Source organism: Erwinia sp. ErVv1 (assembly GCF_900068895.1).
Lineage (GTDB): Bacteria > Pseudomonadota > Gammaproteobacteria > Enterobacterales > Enterobacteriaceae > Erwinia.
This window is the reverse complement of sequence record NZ_CDPK01000016.1, coordinates 60,973-74,849: the sequence shown is the minus strand read 5'-3', so window position 1 is coordinate 74,849 and position 13,877 is coordinate 60,973. Positions and strand designations below refer to the sequence as shown.

The 13,877-nt window shown below is 54.6% G+C and carries 14 protein-coding genes; 4 read left to right on the top strand and 10 right to left on the bottom strand.

All coding sequences use genetic code 11. The features are described from left to right. Positions 1-152: 152 nt before the first annotated feature. The 8 genes from proX to A1830_RS18410 all read right to left on the bottom strand — a co-directional run bounded on the left by proX (position 153) and on the right by A1830_RS18410 (position 8,408). Entirely contained in the window at positions 153-1,148 is a 996-nt protein-coding gene (gene proX / locus A1830_RS18445; RefSeq protein ID WP_067709641.1) for a glycine betaine/L-proline ABC transporter substrate-binding protein ProX, read from the bottom strand. Positions 1,149-1,222: 74 nt separating this feature from the next. After that, the gene (proW, locus tag A1830_RS18440) at positions 1,223-2,401 is read right to left on the bottom strand and encodes a glycine betaine/L-proline ABC transporter permease ProW (protein WP_067709638.1); all 1,179 of its coding nucleotides are present in this window, start codon (positions 2,399-2,401) and stop codon (positions 1,223-1,225) included. Then, a complete protein-coding gene (proV, locus tag A1830_RS18435) occupies positions 2,394-3,593 on the bottom strand; it encodes a glycine betaine/L-proline ABC transporter ATP-binding protein ProV (RefSeq protein WP_067709635.1) in 1,200 nt (399 codons plus the stop codon). The genes proW and proV overlap by 8 nt, the downstream gene beginning before the upstream one ends. A 395-nt stretch (positions 3,594-3,988) precedes the next feature. Then, positions 3,989-4,975, bottom strand: a complete 987-nt coding sequence (gene nrdF, locus A1830_RS18430; RefSeq protein WP_073981056.1) for a class 1b ribonucleoside-diphosphate reductase subunit beta — start codon at positions 4,973-4,975, stop codon at positions 3,989-3,991. 19 nt (positions 4,976-4,994) lie between these two features. After that, entirely contained in the window at positions 4,995-7,145 is a 2,151-nt protein-coding gene (gene nrdE / locus A1830_RS18425) for a class 1b ribonucleoside-diphosphate reductase subunit alpha (protein WP_067709631.1), read from the bottom strand. Next, the gene (gene nrdI / locus A1830_RS18420) at positions 7,118-7,528 is read right to left on the bottom strand and encodes a class Ib ribonucleoside-diphosphate reductase assembly flavoprotein NrdI (RefSeq protein ID WP_067709628.1); all 411 of its coding nucleotides are present in this window, start codon (positions 7,526-7,528) and stop codon (positions 7,118-7,120) included. The genes nrdE and nrdI overlap by 28 nt, the downstream gene beginning before the upstream one ends. 5 nt (positions 7,529-7,533) lie before the next feature. After that, the gene (nrdH, locus tag A1830_RS18415) at positions 7,534-7,776 is read right to left on the bottom strand and encodes a glutaredoxin-like protein NrdH (protein ID WP_067709626.1); all 243 of its coding nucleotides are present in this window, start codon (positions 7,774-7,776) and stop codon (positions 7,534-7,536) included. Between the two features lie 305 nt (positions 7,777-8,081). Continuing rightward, positions 8,082-8,408, bottom strand: a complete 327-nt coding sequence (locus A1830_RS18410; RefSeq protein ID WP_067709624.1) for a DUF883 family protein — start codon at positions 8,406-8,408, stop codon at positions 8,082-8,084. A gap of 160 nt (positions 8,409-8,568) precedes the next feature. Here A1830_RS18410 and A1830_RS18405 point away from each other — a divergent pair, with 160 nt between their 5' ends. The 4 genes from A1830_RS18405 (at position 8,569) to A1830_RS18390 (ending at position 11,931) form a co-directional block, all read left to right on the top strand. Continuing rightward, positions 8,569-8,904, top strand: a complete 336-nt coding sequence (locus A1830_RS18405; RefSeq protein WP_067709622.1) for a DUF2002 family protein — start codon at positions 8,569-8,571, stop codon at positions 8,902-8,904. Positions 8,905-9,062: 158 nt separating this feature from the next. After that, a complete protein-coding gene (gene mmuP / locus A1830_RS18400; RefSeq protein ID WP_067709619.1) occupies positions 9,063-10,481 on the top strand; it encodes an S-methylmethionine permease in 1,419 nt (472 codons plus the stop codon). Beyond that, the gene (gene mmuM / locus A1830_RS18395; protein ID WP_067709616.1) at positions 10,468-11,403 is read left to right on the top strand and encodes a homocysteine S-methyltransferase; all 936 of its coding nucleotides are present in this window, start codon (positions 10,468-10,470) and stop codon (positions 11,401-11,403) included. Before mmuP ends, mmuM begins: the two co-directional genes overlap by 14 nt. Positions 11,404-11,511: 108 nt before the next feature. Next, positions 11,512-11,931 (top strand): hypothetical protein, encoded by a 420-nt coding sequence (locus A1830_RS18390; protein WP_067709614.1) that lies wholly within the window; start codon positions 11,512-11,514, stop codon positions 11,929-11,931. A 51-nt stretch (positions 11,932-11,982) separates the two neighbouring features. Here A1830_RS18390 and speG read toward each other — a convergent pair whose 3' ends face one another. Continuing rightward, positions 11,983-12,540, bottom strand: coding sequence for a spermidine N1-acetyltransferase (gene speG / locus A1830_RS18385; protein ID WP_067709612.1), 558 nt, complete (start codon positions 12,538-12,540; stop codon positions 11,983-11,985). A 142-nt stretch (positions 12,541-12,682) separates the two neighbouring features. Further along, entirely contained in the window at positions 12,683-13,570 is an 888-nt protein-coding gene (locus tag A1830_RS18380) for a nucleoside-specific channel-forming protein Tsx (RefSeq protein WP_067709609.1), read from the bottom strand. Positions 13,571-13,877: the final 307 nt, after the last annotated feature.

Here is a 13,877-nt window from a genome sequence, read left to right as displayed (position 1 = left end):
GGTCGGAAGGGTAAGGACGGTCGCCAGCGGCGGTAAGCGTGCTTCCTGGTCATAAAGCCTCCTCTCCGTGATTTCTGACAGCACAATCAGTGAGGGCAGCCTCTCGGCTGCCCTCTGTTTACTCTCTGGCGTGCGGTATAACCCCGTTCAGGCTATTTTGCGGCGGCCAGGGCGTCTTTGACCCAGCCGTCAAACTGCGCCTGGTGCGCTTTGATCCAGCCATCTACGTGCGCGTTAATATCGGCTTCAGAAGACTGGCCCTGATGCATACGGGAGTTCTGAGCGTTGATATCAGCAATCGGCAGCTTCATTTCAGAGAAAAGCTTCGCGGCCGCTGGATTCTTCATTGCCCAGGCTTTATTCGCCACAATATGCATTGTATTAACCGGGAAACCGTAGTTTGCGCCGTTTGGCAGTTTGGTATCCACATTCTTCTGCTCACCCGGCATAGAGGAGAAAGGCACCTGCAGCCAGACGACATCGCGGCCCGGAACCAGTACGTCACTCACCCAGTACGGCGTCCAGGTATAGTAGAGAACAGGTTTGCCCTCTTTGAAGCGGGTAATGGTATCGGCGATCATCGCTGAATAGTTACCCTGGTTATGTTCAACCGTATTGCTCAGACCGTAAGCCTGTATCTGGTGGTTGATAACCGTTTCGCAGCCCCAGCCTGGCGTACAGCCGGTCAGGTCGGCTTTGCCGTTGCCGTTACTGTCAAACAGCTTCGCCAGCTTAGGATCCTTCAGCTGATCGATACGGGTAATATGGTATTTTTCGGCCGTTTTCTTATCGATTAAATAGCCCTGCGCTGCGCCCTGTACAAAGGTCCCGGCGCGGTAGAACTTAGCGTCTCCACCGGCGGCCTTATACATATCGTCGTGCAGCGGCTGCCAGTTCACGGCAGTAAAGGTGCCGTCGCCGGAAGCGATGGAGGTGTAGCCCACATTGTAATCCACTTCGCTGGGCTGCTCGACGGTATAGCCGAGTTTTTCCAGTGCGCGGCTGACCAGCAGGGTCTGGAAGGTCTCTTCCGTAATGGTGCTCTGTACTGGCTTGACGGTAATGCCTTTGCCCGGCAGCTCAGCGGCTGAGATTTGAGCCGTCGCCAGCGTAGTTAATGCGGCGGCTAACAGTACGGTCTTTCGCATGGTGGATCCTTATTGTTATTACTCTGTCTGAAAAAGCAGGCGGCGCTTCTGAGCGCGCCGCCAAAAGTGAAATGCTAGCGGATAAAGGGTCGGGTAAAGAGTCCCAGGGGACCCGTTGCATACCAGCGGCGGGGACCACGGCTGCGGCTGTCACGTCCCAGCGACTGGGTCAGACGATCCAGAATAATCGCGAGGATCACAATCCCGACGCCGCCCACGGTGGCCAGGCCCATATCCAGACGGCCTATCCCGCGCAGTACCATCTGACCCAGGCCGCCCACGGCGATCATTGAGGCGATGACGACCATCGACAGCGCCAGCATCAGAGTCTGATTCACGCCTGCCATAATGGTTGGCATGGCCAGCGGAAGCTGGACCTTGAACAGCATCTGACGCGGATTAGCCCCAAAGGATTCGGCGGCCTCGATCAGATCCGCAGGCACCTGTTTGATGCCCAGGATGGTCAGGCGGACAATCGGCGGCAGCGCAAAGATAATGGTCACCACCACGCCGGGCACGTTGCCGATGCCAAACAGCATCACAATCGGTACCAGATAGACGAAGGCGGGCGTGGTTTGCATGGCATCCAGCAGTGGACGAATGATTTTGGCCGCCTTTTCACTGCGTGCCAGCCAGATCCCCAGCGGTAGCCCGATGATGATGCAGAACAGCAGGGCCGTCAGTACCAGTGCCAGGGTCACCATCGCCTGCGACCAGGCACCGATCGCCCCGATGGCGATCAGTGAGATCAGGGTCGCAATGCCCATTCCCAGGCTCGAGAGCTGCCAGGCGATCAGGGAAAAAATGATGATTGCCACCGGCGCAGGCATTCCCAGCAGAAGCTGCTGAAAGGCGCTGAGGATATAATCCACCGGTACGCGAATGCCCTGAAATACCGGACGGAAGTGGGTGACCACCCAGTCAATGCCTGAGGTCACCCAGCTATCGAGTGGGATCAGCGTTTTATGGAAGGGATCCAGAATGCTGAAGTGCTCCACCTGGGGGGCGGGGGCGCTGTTTAACCAGTCTCCGCTGCCCGCTGCATCGTGGCCGCCGGCGGGCGAGCCCCAGGCGCCGCTGGTATCGCCGCCGCCGGGAGCGGCAGTGGAAGCGCTTCCGCCATCTGCCGGTGCGGTGGCCCAGGGATCGCTGCTGGCCGCTGACTGCGAAGCATCGGCTGCGGGTGCCGCGGATGCGTCGGCAGCGGACGTGTTGGAGGCGGTGGCCCAGGGATCGATTGATTGCTTACTCATTGCTGGCTCCCTCGCGGTCTAATGCCTGTAGTAACATGCCTTTCGAGATTATCCCGATATACTGGTTGTCTTCTCCGACGATCGGCACCGCGCAGGGGGCCTGGGCGACGTGAGAGAGCAGGTCGCTCAGCGAGGTATCACCCGGCATCGCGGCAGGATCGGCCAGAATGGCGTGATCCAGGCCTTCACCCGCGGCCAGCGCCGCCTTAAGCGAGTCGGTCGACACCACGCCGATAAACTTCTGTTTTTCCAGCACGTAGCCATATTCGCGATCCTCATCCTGCAGCAGTTTAATCGCTGAACGCGGACCGAAGCCGGGGGCTTTACGCATCAGCGCGCTGGCGCTGCGGCGGGCAATATCCTTCGCGCTGAAGACGTGGCTGATATCCACCCCGCGGAAGAAGGTGCGAACGTAATCGTTAGCCGGGTTATTGAGGATCTCATCCGGCGTACCGACCTGGACCACTTCACCACCCTGCATAATCGCAATGCGATCGCCAATACGCATGGCCTCATCGAGGTCGTGGGAAATAAAGACGATGGTTCGCTGGTGGCGCGATTGCAGCTTGACCAGCTCATCCTGCATTTCGGTGCGGATAAGGGGATCGAGCGCGGAGAAGGCTTCATCCATCAGCAATATATCGGGATTGATCGCCAGTGCGCGGGCTAATCCCACTCGCTGACGCATGCCACCGGATAATTCATCAGGGTAGGCGTGGGCATAATTATCCAGCCCCACCTGGCGCAGGGCATCGAGCGCTTTTTCCTGACGTTCCTGCAGGGGAATACCGGCTAATTCCATGCCAAATGCGGCATTATTTAATACCGTCATATGGGGCATTAGCGCGAAGGACTGAAATACCATGCTGATTTTATTTCGTCGTACCTTACGGAGTTCACTTTCGGATATTTTCGCGATATCGACGCCGTCGATAATTACCTGACCGCGAGTGGGTTCTATCAGACGATTGAGAAGGCGAACCATGGTGGACTTACCGGAGCCGGAGAGCCCCATGATCACGAATATCTCGCCTTCTTCAATGGCCAGACTGGCGTCTTTTACCCCGAGAGAAAGCCCTGTTTTCTCCAGAAGGGCTTCTTTGCTTATTCCTTTCTCAATATGCTTAAAAGCACGGTCTGGGTTTTCCCCAAAAACTTTATAGAGATTCTTAACTTCGAGTTTAATGGCCATGCATTAATGATTCCCTGGTTAGCGGTTAGTTTCTTATTATTTTCCTGTGTCCTGATAGAATATTAGCGGCCTATACCCTAGCACACTGAGAATCTGAGACAACCCTTGCAAGGGCGTTAGGAAATTATCGCTGAGACCACAATCTCCCGAAAGGCCAGAAGGGGTAAGGGATTGCGGAGAATTGATGATGGCGAAAAAAAAGTAATATTCCGGCCGTAATTGGCTGTTGGGCGGCAGTGATATTCCCCCTCTGCACATCGGCTGACAGGAAATAATAACCCGGGGAATGATTTGAATTTGGCTTTGGTTTTTTTATTGAACGGACGATTAATAAAAATCAATATTAACGGTCAAAACTAAACGATGGCTGAAGAATTCAGCCATCGCGGAGGAAATTAAAAGTCCCAGTCTTCGTCTTCGGTATCTACCGCTTTGCCCATGACGTACGAGGAACCAGACCCGGAGAAAAAATCATGGTTTTCATCGGCATTCGGCGACAGGGCAGAGAGGATAGCGGGGTTTACGGCGGTCAGTTCTGCGGGGAAAAGCGCCTCATAGCCCAGATTCATCAGTGCCTTGTTGGCGTTGTAATGCAGGAAGGTTTTAACCTCTTCCGTCCAGCCCACGCCGTCATAAAGTGCTTCGCTGTAGGCTATTTCGTTCTCATAGAGCGCCAGCAGCAGTTCCACGGCAAACTGTTGCAACTCGTCCTTACGCGCCTGGCTCGCTTTCTCCAGCCCCTTCTGAAATTTATAACCGATGTAATAACCGTGTACGGCTTCATCTTTGATAATCAGGCGGATCAGATCGGCGGTGTTGGTCAGCTTACCCCGGCTGGACCAGTACATCGGCAGATAGAAGCCCGAATAAAACAGGAAGGACTCCAGGAACACGCTGGCAATCTTCTTCTTTAGCGGGTCTTCATGATGGTAGTGCGACAGGATAATCTCTGCCTTGCGCTGCAGCGCCGGATTCTCTTCGCTCCAGGCATAGGCCGCATCGACATCGCTGGTATGGCACAGCGTGGAGAAAATGGAGCTGTAAGAGCGGGCATGCACCGCTTCCATAAAGCTGATGTTAGACATCACGGCTTCTTCATGCGGCGTCAGCGCATCGGCCATCAGCGCCGGGGCGCCGACGGTATTTTGAATGGTGTCAAGCAGCGTCAGCCCGGTGAATACCCGAATGGTCAGCTGCTGCTCGGCGGCATTCAGGCTATTCCAGGCAGGAATATCATTCGACAGCGGAACCTTCTCCGGTAGCCAGAAATTAGAGGTCAGACGATTCCAGACCTCCAGGTCTTTGTCATCCTCGATATGGTTCCAGTTAATGGCATGTACTGATTTTAATTTCATGATGTTATCCATACGGAAGGGCGTCATTGCCCTTCCCAACGGTAAATTAGAGCGAGCAGGAGACGCAGCCTTCCACTTCGGTTCCCAGCAGGGCCATCTGACGCAGGCGAATGTAGTAAAGCGTCTTGATACCTTTTTTCCAGGCGTAGATCTGCGCTTTATTAATATCGCGGGTCGTCGCGGTATCGCGGAAAAACAGCGTCAGCGACAGTCCCTGATCGACATGACGGGTGGCTTCGGCATAGGTATCAATAATCGCCTCAGGGCCGATGTCGTAGGCGTCACGATAAAACGCCTGGTTGTCGTTGTTCATAAACGGCGCCGGATAATAGACCCGCCCCGTTTTCCCCTCTTTGCGGATCTCAATTCGCGACACGATGGGGTGAATACTGGAGGTGGCGTGATTGATATAGGAGATCGAGCCGGTAGGCGGAATAGCCTGCAGGTTCTGGTTATAGATGCCGAATTTCATCACCGCATCGCGCAGATCCCGCCACGCCTGCTGGTCGGGAAGGGTAATGCCCGCCCGGACAAACAGCGCGGCCGCCTGTTCGGTTCGCGGCAGCCAGGGCTGATTGATGTACTGATCAAAGTACTCGCCGCTGGCATAGCGCGAATCCTCAAAGCCGGCGAAGCGTTCACCTCTTTCGCGGGCAATCAGATTAGAGGTGCGCAGCGCGTGCCAGGTGATGGTGTAAAAATAGAGATTGGTGAAGTCCAGCGCGGCCTCGGATCCATACTGAATGCCTTCCCGCGCCAGAAAACCGTGCAGATTCATCTGTCCCAGCCCGATTGCGTGCGACTGCGCATTCCCTTTTTCGATGGAGGGAACGGAGTGGATATGACTCTGATCGGAAACCGCCGTCAATCCACGCACGGCAATTTCCACCGTGCGGGCAAAGTCTGGCGAGTCCATCGCGTGGGCAATATTCAGCGACCCCAGGTTACAGGAGATATCCTTGCCGATATGGCGATAGCTGAGGTCCTCGTTATACCCGGTTGGCGTGTTCACCTGGAGGATCTCTGAGCAAAGATTACTCATATTGATCCGGCCCTTAATCGGGTTAGCGCGATTGACCGTATCTTCAAACATGATATACGGGTAGCCGGACTCAAACTGGATCTCAGCCAGCGTCTGGAAAAACTCACGCGGGCTGATAAAGGTGCGGCGAATACGCTCGTCTGCCAGCATTTCCTCATACTTTTCGCTGATGCTGATGTCGGCAAAGGGTACACCGTAGAGGCGCTCCACGTCGTAGGGGGAGAACAGCGCCATAGGCTGGTTGGTCTTCGCCAGCTGGAACGTAATGTCCGGGATCACCACCCCCAGCGACAGCGTTTTGATGCGTATCTTCTCATCGGCGTTTTCCCGCTTGGTATCGAGAAAGCGCAGAATATCGGGATGATGGGCATGCAGATAAACCGCGCCTGCCCCCTGTCGGGCACCCAGCTGATTGGCGTAAGAGAAGGCATCTTCCAGCATTTTCATCACCGGGATCACCCCGGAGGACTGATTTTCGATACGCTTAATGGGCGCACCCGCTTCGCGCAGGTTAGAGAGCAGAAATGCTACGCCGCCGCCGCGTTTCGAAAGCTGCAGCGCCGAATTAACCGCCCGGCCAATGGATTCCATATTATCTTCAATACGCAGCAGGAAGCAGGAGACCAGCTCGCCGCGCTGCTGTTTACCGCAGTTCAGGAAGGTTGGGGTGGCGGGCTGGAAGCGGCCAGAGAGCATCTCTTCCATCAGTGCCAGCGCCAGGCTTTCATCGCCTTTTGCCAGCGTCAGCGCGACCATGCAGACGCGTTCGGTAAAGCCTTCCAGATAGCGTTTACCGTCAAACGTCTTCAGCGTATAGCTGGTGTAAAATTTCCAGGCGCCGAGGAAGGTCTGGAAACGAAAGCGGCGGGCCGTGGCTTTTTCAAACAGCGTACGGACAAATTCAAACGGGTAAGCATTAAGCACGTCCGCTTCATAATATCCTTCCGCCACCAGATAGCGCAGGCGCTCTTCGACCGACGCAAACTGGACGCTATTGGGCAGGACGTGCTGAATGAAATAGTGCCGAATGGCTTCACGGTCTTTATCAAACTGGATATGACCGTCGGCATCATAAAGATTCAGCATCGCGTTAAGCGAGTGATAATCCAGCCCGGCAGGCTGAGGGGCTATGCGTGTACTCTCTGTTGTTGCCAAAATGCGGTTACTCCCTGATAAACATTTGCGACGTCGTCGGCGGTGCCCAAAAGCTCGAAGCGATAAAGACAGGGCACGTCGCACTTTTGCGCAATAATGCTGCCGGCAAGGCAGTAGGCTTCTCCGAAGTTACGGTTACCGGCAGCAATCACGCCGCGGATAAGCTGTCGGTTGGGGAGAAGGTTCAGAAACTGAATGACCTGACGCGGCACGGCCCCCCGGCTGGTCCCTCCGCCATAGCTGGGAACCACCAGAATATAGGGCTCATCGACCCGCAGCGATTCTGATCCGTCCAGCGGGATACGTTGTGCGGGCAAACCGGTGCGCATCACGAAGCGGTGCGTATTTTCCGACTGGCTGGAAAAATAAACCAGCGTGGACATATGCGTCAGGCTCCGACGGCGGCGAATTGCCTGAGTGCTAAAATCTTGTCGGGACGAAAGCCGCTCCAGTGATCCTGCTCAGCCATAACCACCGGCACCTGGCGGTAACCCATCGCCTTCAGGGTTTCAACGGCATCGGGTTCATGATCAAGGTTAACCAGCTGATAAGGGATACCCTGCTTATCCATCGCGTTTTTGGTTGCGTTGCACTGGACACAGTTGTTTTTTGTGTAAATAATAATGCGCATGATTCGTATTTACCTTGTGGTCACTTTGACGTCTCGTCAGATGCAGTTTTAATGCGCGACTGCGCCGCCGCTTCGCCATATGTAGTGTTTTAGTTGATGACTAAATACTAGATATAGTGCCTGGCTATTGCAACCACACAAATTGTAAATTCCCGGAGGGTGAGTCAAAAAAGGCGGCGGAAGCGGCTATGAAGCCTTGCTGAGACGGGTTTTATGGCGGATAAAAAAAATCCCCGCAGCAGGCGCTGCGAGGATCGGGATGATAACTAAGCGTGGTGAGACGTAATTTGGATGATAACGCGGTGTTAGTTACGTGAGGTGGTGGTCGTCGCGATAAGCGCGCCGACGAAAATACCTAATGCAGCACCAATGCCCACGCCGTGCCAGGGCTTATCGCGGACGTAAGTGTCAACCTGACCGCCTGCGTCTTTCGCCGCCTGGGTAACGCGATTCCCGCCGTTGGCTTTGGCACGCGTTTCTTTTAACAGTTTCTCAGCGCGGGAGCGGGCACCATCAACTTCATCTTTCGCTTTACTGCCGTAGGACTTCAGCAGATCGTCAAGGGTGTCTGCCAGCTGTGTGACGTCCTGATTGATATCAATGTCTTCGTTTTTAGTCTTCCGATTAAACATTATTCTCTCCCCTGCAAATGAAATGTAATATTAACTATAGACTATCCTTAGAGTTTTTAGTGACCTTCACCGTGAAATTACGGCTTTATGGATTATTCCGAATGCCCTGCGCGCCGACGCTGTGTAAGGTTGCACCGTTTGCTGGTTTAGAGGAATAAGCATGTATTTACGCCCTGATGAAGTTGCCCGCGTGCTGGAAAAAGCCGGATTTGAAGTGGATGCGGTCACGACCAAAGCTTACGGTTATCGCCGAGGCGATAATTATGTCTATGTTAACCGCGAAGCGAGGATGGGGCGGACGGCGCTGGTGATCCATCCAACCTTAAAAGAAAAAAGCCACGGCATTGCGCCACCGGCATCCGATATGAAGACCTGCGATCAGTACGTGCAGTTCCCCATGTATCTGGCTGGCGACAGTCAGGACCACTACGGCATTCCCCATGGCTTTAGCTCCCGCGCTGCCCTTGAGCGCTACCTTGAACAGCTGTTTGGCTAAATAAACTGCCGTTTCCTCTCTCAGCGTCTGTCGGAAAGGGCAGCGCTGACCCCGTATCACGCCCGCTCTCCTCACACTTTGTAACGTTGCTTTCGCCTGCCGGAATCGGTATAACGCTTGGATTGTGGAAGTTTAGACGTCTATACGGATAACGCGAAATGCAGCAAGCTGAAGAGGAAAATGCGCAAAAATTTAAGCGCAGCATGAAAACCCGCCATCTGGTGATGCTGTCACTGGGCGGTGTCATTGGTACCGGTCTGTTTTTCAATACGGGGTACATCATCTCTACCACCGGCGCAGCAGGCACCCTGCTGGCGTATATCATCGGTGCGCTGGTGGTATGGCTGGTAATGCTCAGCCTGGGAGAGCTGTCGGTCGCGATGCCGGAGACGGGGGCGTTTCACGTCTATGCCGCGCGCTATCTCAGTCCGGCTACCGGCTATACCGTAGCGTGGCTCTACTGGCTCACCTGGACCGTTGCGCTGGGCTCCAGCCTGACCGCCGCCGGCTTCTGTATGCAGTACTGGTTCCCCCAGTCGCCGGTCTGGCTCTGGTGCCTGATATTCTGCGTGCTGATTTTTATGCTCAACGTTATCTCATCGCGGTTTTTCGCCGAAGGGGAATTCTGGTTCTCGGTGATTAAGGTCGTCACGATACTGGCCTTTATTATCCTCGGCGCGGGTGCGATGTTTGGCTTTATTCCGCTAAAAGATGGCAGCAGTGCACCGTTCTTTCATAACCTGACCGCCTCAGGCTGGCTGCCCCATGGCGGATTACCGATTCTGATGACCATGGTCGCGGTTAATTTTGCCTTCTCCGGTACCGAGCTGATTGGTATTGCCGCCGGGGAAACCGAGGATCCCGAGCGGGTACTGCCGCTGGCGATCCGCACGACCGTCGCCAGACTGATTATCTTCTTTATCGGCACCGTACTGATCCTGGCGGCCATGATCCCAATGGATCAGGCAGGGATTGTCAAAAGCCCGTTTGTGCTGGTTTTTGAAAAGATAGGCATACCCTACGCCGCTGATATATTTAACTTTGTTATTCTGACTGCGATTCTCTCGGCGGCCAACTCCGGGCTGTACGCCTCAGGGCGGATGCTCTGGTCGCTTTCTAATCAGCAAACGCTACCGCGCTGCTTCGCCCGCCTGACCCGGCGTGGCATACCGCTGATTGCCATCTCAGTCAGCATGCTGGGCGGTCTGCTGGCGCTATTATCCAGCGTCGTGGCACCGGATACGGTCTTTGTGGCGCTCTCTGCCATATCAGGCTTTGCGGTGGTTGCCGTCTGGCTAAGCATCTGCGCCTCACACTATTTTTTCCGCCGTGCACACCTGCGTGAAGGAAAACCGCTCTCAGCGCTGAAGTACCGGGCACCGTTCTTTCCGATTACCCCGATCCTCGGCTTTTTACTCTGCCTGCTGGCCTGCGTCGGGCTGGCATTCGATCCTGAACAGCGCGTTGCGTTATACTTTGGCCTGCCTTTCGTAGCGATCTGCTACGGGGCGTATTATTTCACTCAGCTGCTGAAAAAGCGCGAACAGAACAGGAAAACCCATCATGCCGCAGATTGATCACTCTATAGCCGCGCGGGTCGCCGCTGGCCTGATACTGGATGGCGCAATGGCAACCGAACTGGAGGCGCGCGGCTGCGATCTCAGCGATTCGCTGTGGTCTGCAAAGGTGCTGATTGAAAACCCCGAGCTGATTTATCAGGTTCATCACGATTATTTCGCCGCCGGTGCACAGGTGGCGATTACCGCCAGCTATCAGGCCACGCCGCAGGGGTTTGCGAAAAGAGGACTTGATGAACAGGCTTCGCTGGCCCTGATAGCAAAAAGCGTTGAGCTGGCCCGACGCGCCAGAACGGACTATCTTGCGACGCAACCTGATGCGGGTACGCTGCTGGTGGCCGGCTCGGTCGGCCCCTGGGGCGCTTTCCTCGCCGATGGTTCGGAATATCGCGGTGACTATTCACTGCCCGAAGCGGAAATGATGGCATTTCATCGCCCCCGCCTTCGCGCGCTGGTGGACGCTGGCGTGGATATTCTGGCCTGTGAAACGCTGCCCTCCTTCGGGGAAATCAGGGCGCTGGTCGCGCTGCTGGGTGAATTTCCCGGCACGCCCGCGTGGTTTGCCTTTACGCTACGGGACAGCGAGCATCTGAGCGACGGCACGCCGCTGTCTGAGGTCGTAACGTATCTTAACGGCTGTGACCAGGCGCTGGCGGTGGGGATCAACTGCATCGCGCTGGATAAGGTTACCGCCGCGCTGCAAACGCTCTCTTCACTGACCTCAAAGCCGCTGGTGGTCTATCCCAACTCGGGTGAACAGTATGATGCTGTCAGCAAGAGCTGGCACAGCGATGCGTCATCCTGCTCGTTCACGGATAATCTGACGGCCTGGCAGGCCGCCGGGGCGAAACTGATTGGGGGATGCTGTCGCACCACGCCTGCGGATATCGCCGCCATCGCGCAGCGCTATACCGCCCGATAACCCCCTGTAAATTTGCCTTATTACGCCCGTACCTATCGGGCGTAATGGATGAAAACCTGCCGTACTGCGCTTAGACTATTCTGAATATTTGAGGATGCAGGATTACTTATGAAAAGGTTACTGATAGCGCTGGCTTCAGCGTGGTTACTCAGCGGCTGTGCCACCATCGTGGGCGACCAAAGTCAGGATGTCTCCGTTCAGACCTGGCCGCAGGGCGTTAAATTCGTGGTGCAGGACGAAACGGGCAGGACAGTGGCCGAAGGGATAACCCCGAAAACCGTCTCGCTGCTAAAATCGGACGGCACCTATCTGGGTAAGAAAAAGTATACGCTCCAGCTGGAGCGTGAGGGCTACGTCCCGCAGACCATTCCCCTCCAGGAGCATGCAAACCTGTGGTACATCCTGGGCAATATCCCACTTGGCGGCATTCCGGGCTGGCTGATCGTCGATCCGTTTAACGGTGGCATGTATAACATCGAACCGCAAAAGGTGCAGACCATTATGAATCCGGTCGGCGCGCGCGGTTAACGGCAGGAAGGGGCCAGGCCATGGCGGCCCCTTGATGGCAGCGGCAACCCGCTACTGCGCGGTGGGGTTTACCATGGTGTGGGGCGGTTTGTGACGCGCCAGATACTGCGGCTGGAAAATGCACATACGGATGGTGTTACGGTATTCACCGTTAATAAAGAATTCATGGATGAGCTCTCCCTCAACCTCGAACCCCAGTTTGTTATAAATGTGGATCGCCTTTTCATTTTCTTTATCAACGATCAGATACAGCTTATAAAGGTTTAACACCGAAAAAGCATAATCCATTGCCAGCTTAACGGCCTTACTGGCCAGGCCTTTCCCCTGATGATTAGGGTCGATAATGATCTGAAACTCGGCGCGGCGGTGAATATGGTTAATTTCAACCAGTTCGACCAGGCCGACCTTATCGCCCTGATGCTCGACAACAAAACGACGTTCGCTCTGATCGTGGATATGCTTAACGTACAGGTCTGAAAGCTCAACAAAGGCTTCGTAGGGTTCTTCAAACCAGTAGCGCATCACGCTGGCGTTGTTATCCAGCTGATGGACAAAATGGAGATCTTCCCGCTCAAGGGGACGGAGCTTCACGCCGTTTGCGGCAGGCATGGCAGACATAAAAATTCCTTTTGATTACGCAGTATTTGCCTGGGGAAGTATACGTCCGATGGAAAAGAATGGCACGGTGAATGCCAGAAACCACAACGCCAGCGCGGATTAAGCGGCTGGCGTTGAGTCAGCGTTGATAAAATCAGAAATTATAACCGGCAACCAGATAGTATCCCCAGCCGGTAGACTTCACTTCAAATGGCCCGTTGCCAAAATTCAGCTGCTGGCCGTCAGCCCACTGTCCCCCGTTGTGGAAATAGCGCGCCACCACGGAGTAGTGCCAGTGATCGTAGCCCAGAGAGAGGATATGGCTCGATGCAATTGAGTTGCTGGTGCGTGAAGAGCCGCCCTCGTCGCGCAGGTCTGAACCCCAGTCAAAGTTAGTAAAGCCAACGTAGCTCAGGTTACCGCCCCACAGGGTGGTGATAGGCACAAAGTACTTCACCTTAAAGCGGTAGCCATCCCAGCTGTTTTCATTGGCGGCACCGTAATTTTCCCACTGGTATTTCGCATACACGTTCAGCGACAGCCCGACATCGGAATGGGTATCAATATCCGTCCCCAGACCCATGTACCAGGTGTTCTGACGGTTATCGCTGTTACGGCCCATATCGTAGATATAGTTGTTAGCAAAGTACCACTCTTTGAACGGGCCGAAACTCAGGTCGGTGTTGGTCAGCTTATCAATGGAGAAGCGGGGTTCGATCTCCATAAACAGCGGCGTGCCGTGGTCAAAAATGCCGTTAGCGTTTGAGTTGCCGACACCAAAGAAGTTGGGCAGGTCCAGATAGCCATAGAAATCAAACCAGTCTTTTTTGGCAAAGGCCTCATATTCAAGATACACATCGTTATTGAACTGCGGTCCGAAACGGGTGTGGTAGCTTCCGACAACGTTAACGCTCTGGTGCCACCAGTCGGAAGTGTACTGTGGGCTTTCCGTGGTGGCCGCGGCCGCCGTGGTTTCCGCCGCTGAAGAGACACTATAAGAGAGCGCTGCTAAGGCGCCAGCTATCAGTATTTTATATTTCATTTTATTACCACATGCTTAATGACCATTTTCTGCAGCCACTGCGATGGTCTTCTTAAGTCGTCAGCAGAGAAGGAAAGGGCGACTGTTTTCACAGCTAAAATCACCCGCGTCGAATGTTGCAGCAGTGTGCCGCTATCCAGGACTTAGGAAATAGAGATTGGTCACACTTGTCAAACTCTGTTTCATTTCAGTTAAGTTGAATTGTGATGCAGTTCACATTTAATTTGCGGATTCCGTTGAAAAGGGGGGAAGAGGCCCGTTTTAAGGTTTTTAATACGGAGTAATCGTTTGCGTACGTGAGACAGGC

Coding starts and splice junctions, on each gene's coding strand:
- proX (WP_067709641.1), bottom strand. CDS start 1,148: ATGCGAAAGACCGTACTGTTAGCCGCCGCATTAACTACGCTGGCGACG.
- proW (WP_067709638.1), bottom strand. CDS start 2,401: ATGAGTAAGCAATCAATCGATCCCTGGGCCACCGCCTCCAACACGTCC.
- proV (WP_067709635.1), bottom strand. CDS start 3,593: ATGGCCATTAAACTCGAAGTTAAGAATCTCTATAAAGTTTTTGGGGAA.
- nrdF (WP_073981056.1), bottom strand. CDS start 4,975: ATGACGCCCTTCCGTATGGATAACATCATGAAATTAAAATCAGTACAT.
- nrdI (WP_067709628.1), bottom strand. CDS start 7,528: ATGTCCACGCTGGTTTATTTTTCCAGCCAGTCGGAAAATACGCACCGC.
- nrdH (WP_067709626.1), bottom strand. CDS start 7,776: ATGCGCATTATTATTTACACAAAAAACAACTGTGTCCAGTGCAACGCA.
- A1830_RS18410 (WP_067709624.1), bottom strand. CDS start 8,408: ATGTTTAATCGGAAGACTAAAAACGAAGACATTGATATCAATCAGGAC.
- A1830_RS18405 (WP_067709622.1), top strand. CDS start 8,569: ATGTATTTACGCCCTGATGAAGTTGCCCGCGTGCTGGAAAAAGCCGGA.
- mmuP (WP_067709619.1), top strand. CDS start 9,063: ATGCAGCAAGCTGAAGAGGAAAATGCGCAAAAATTTAAGCGCAGCATG.
- mmuM (WP_067709616.1), top strand. CDS start 10,468: ATGCCGCAGATTGATCACTCTATAGCCGCGCGGGTCGCCGCTGGCCTG.
- A1830_RS18390 (WP_067709614.1), top strand. CDS start 11,512: ATGAAAAGGTTACTGATAGCGCTGGCTTCAGCGTGGTTACTCAGCGGC.
- speG (WP_067709612.1), bottom strand. CDS start 12,540: ATGCCTGCCGCAAACGGCGTGAAGCTCCGTCCCCTTGAGCGGGAAGAT.
- A1830_RS18380 (WP_067709609.1), bottom strand. CDS start 13,570: ATGAAATATAAAATACTGATAGCTGGCGCCTTAGCAGCGCTCTCTTAT.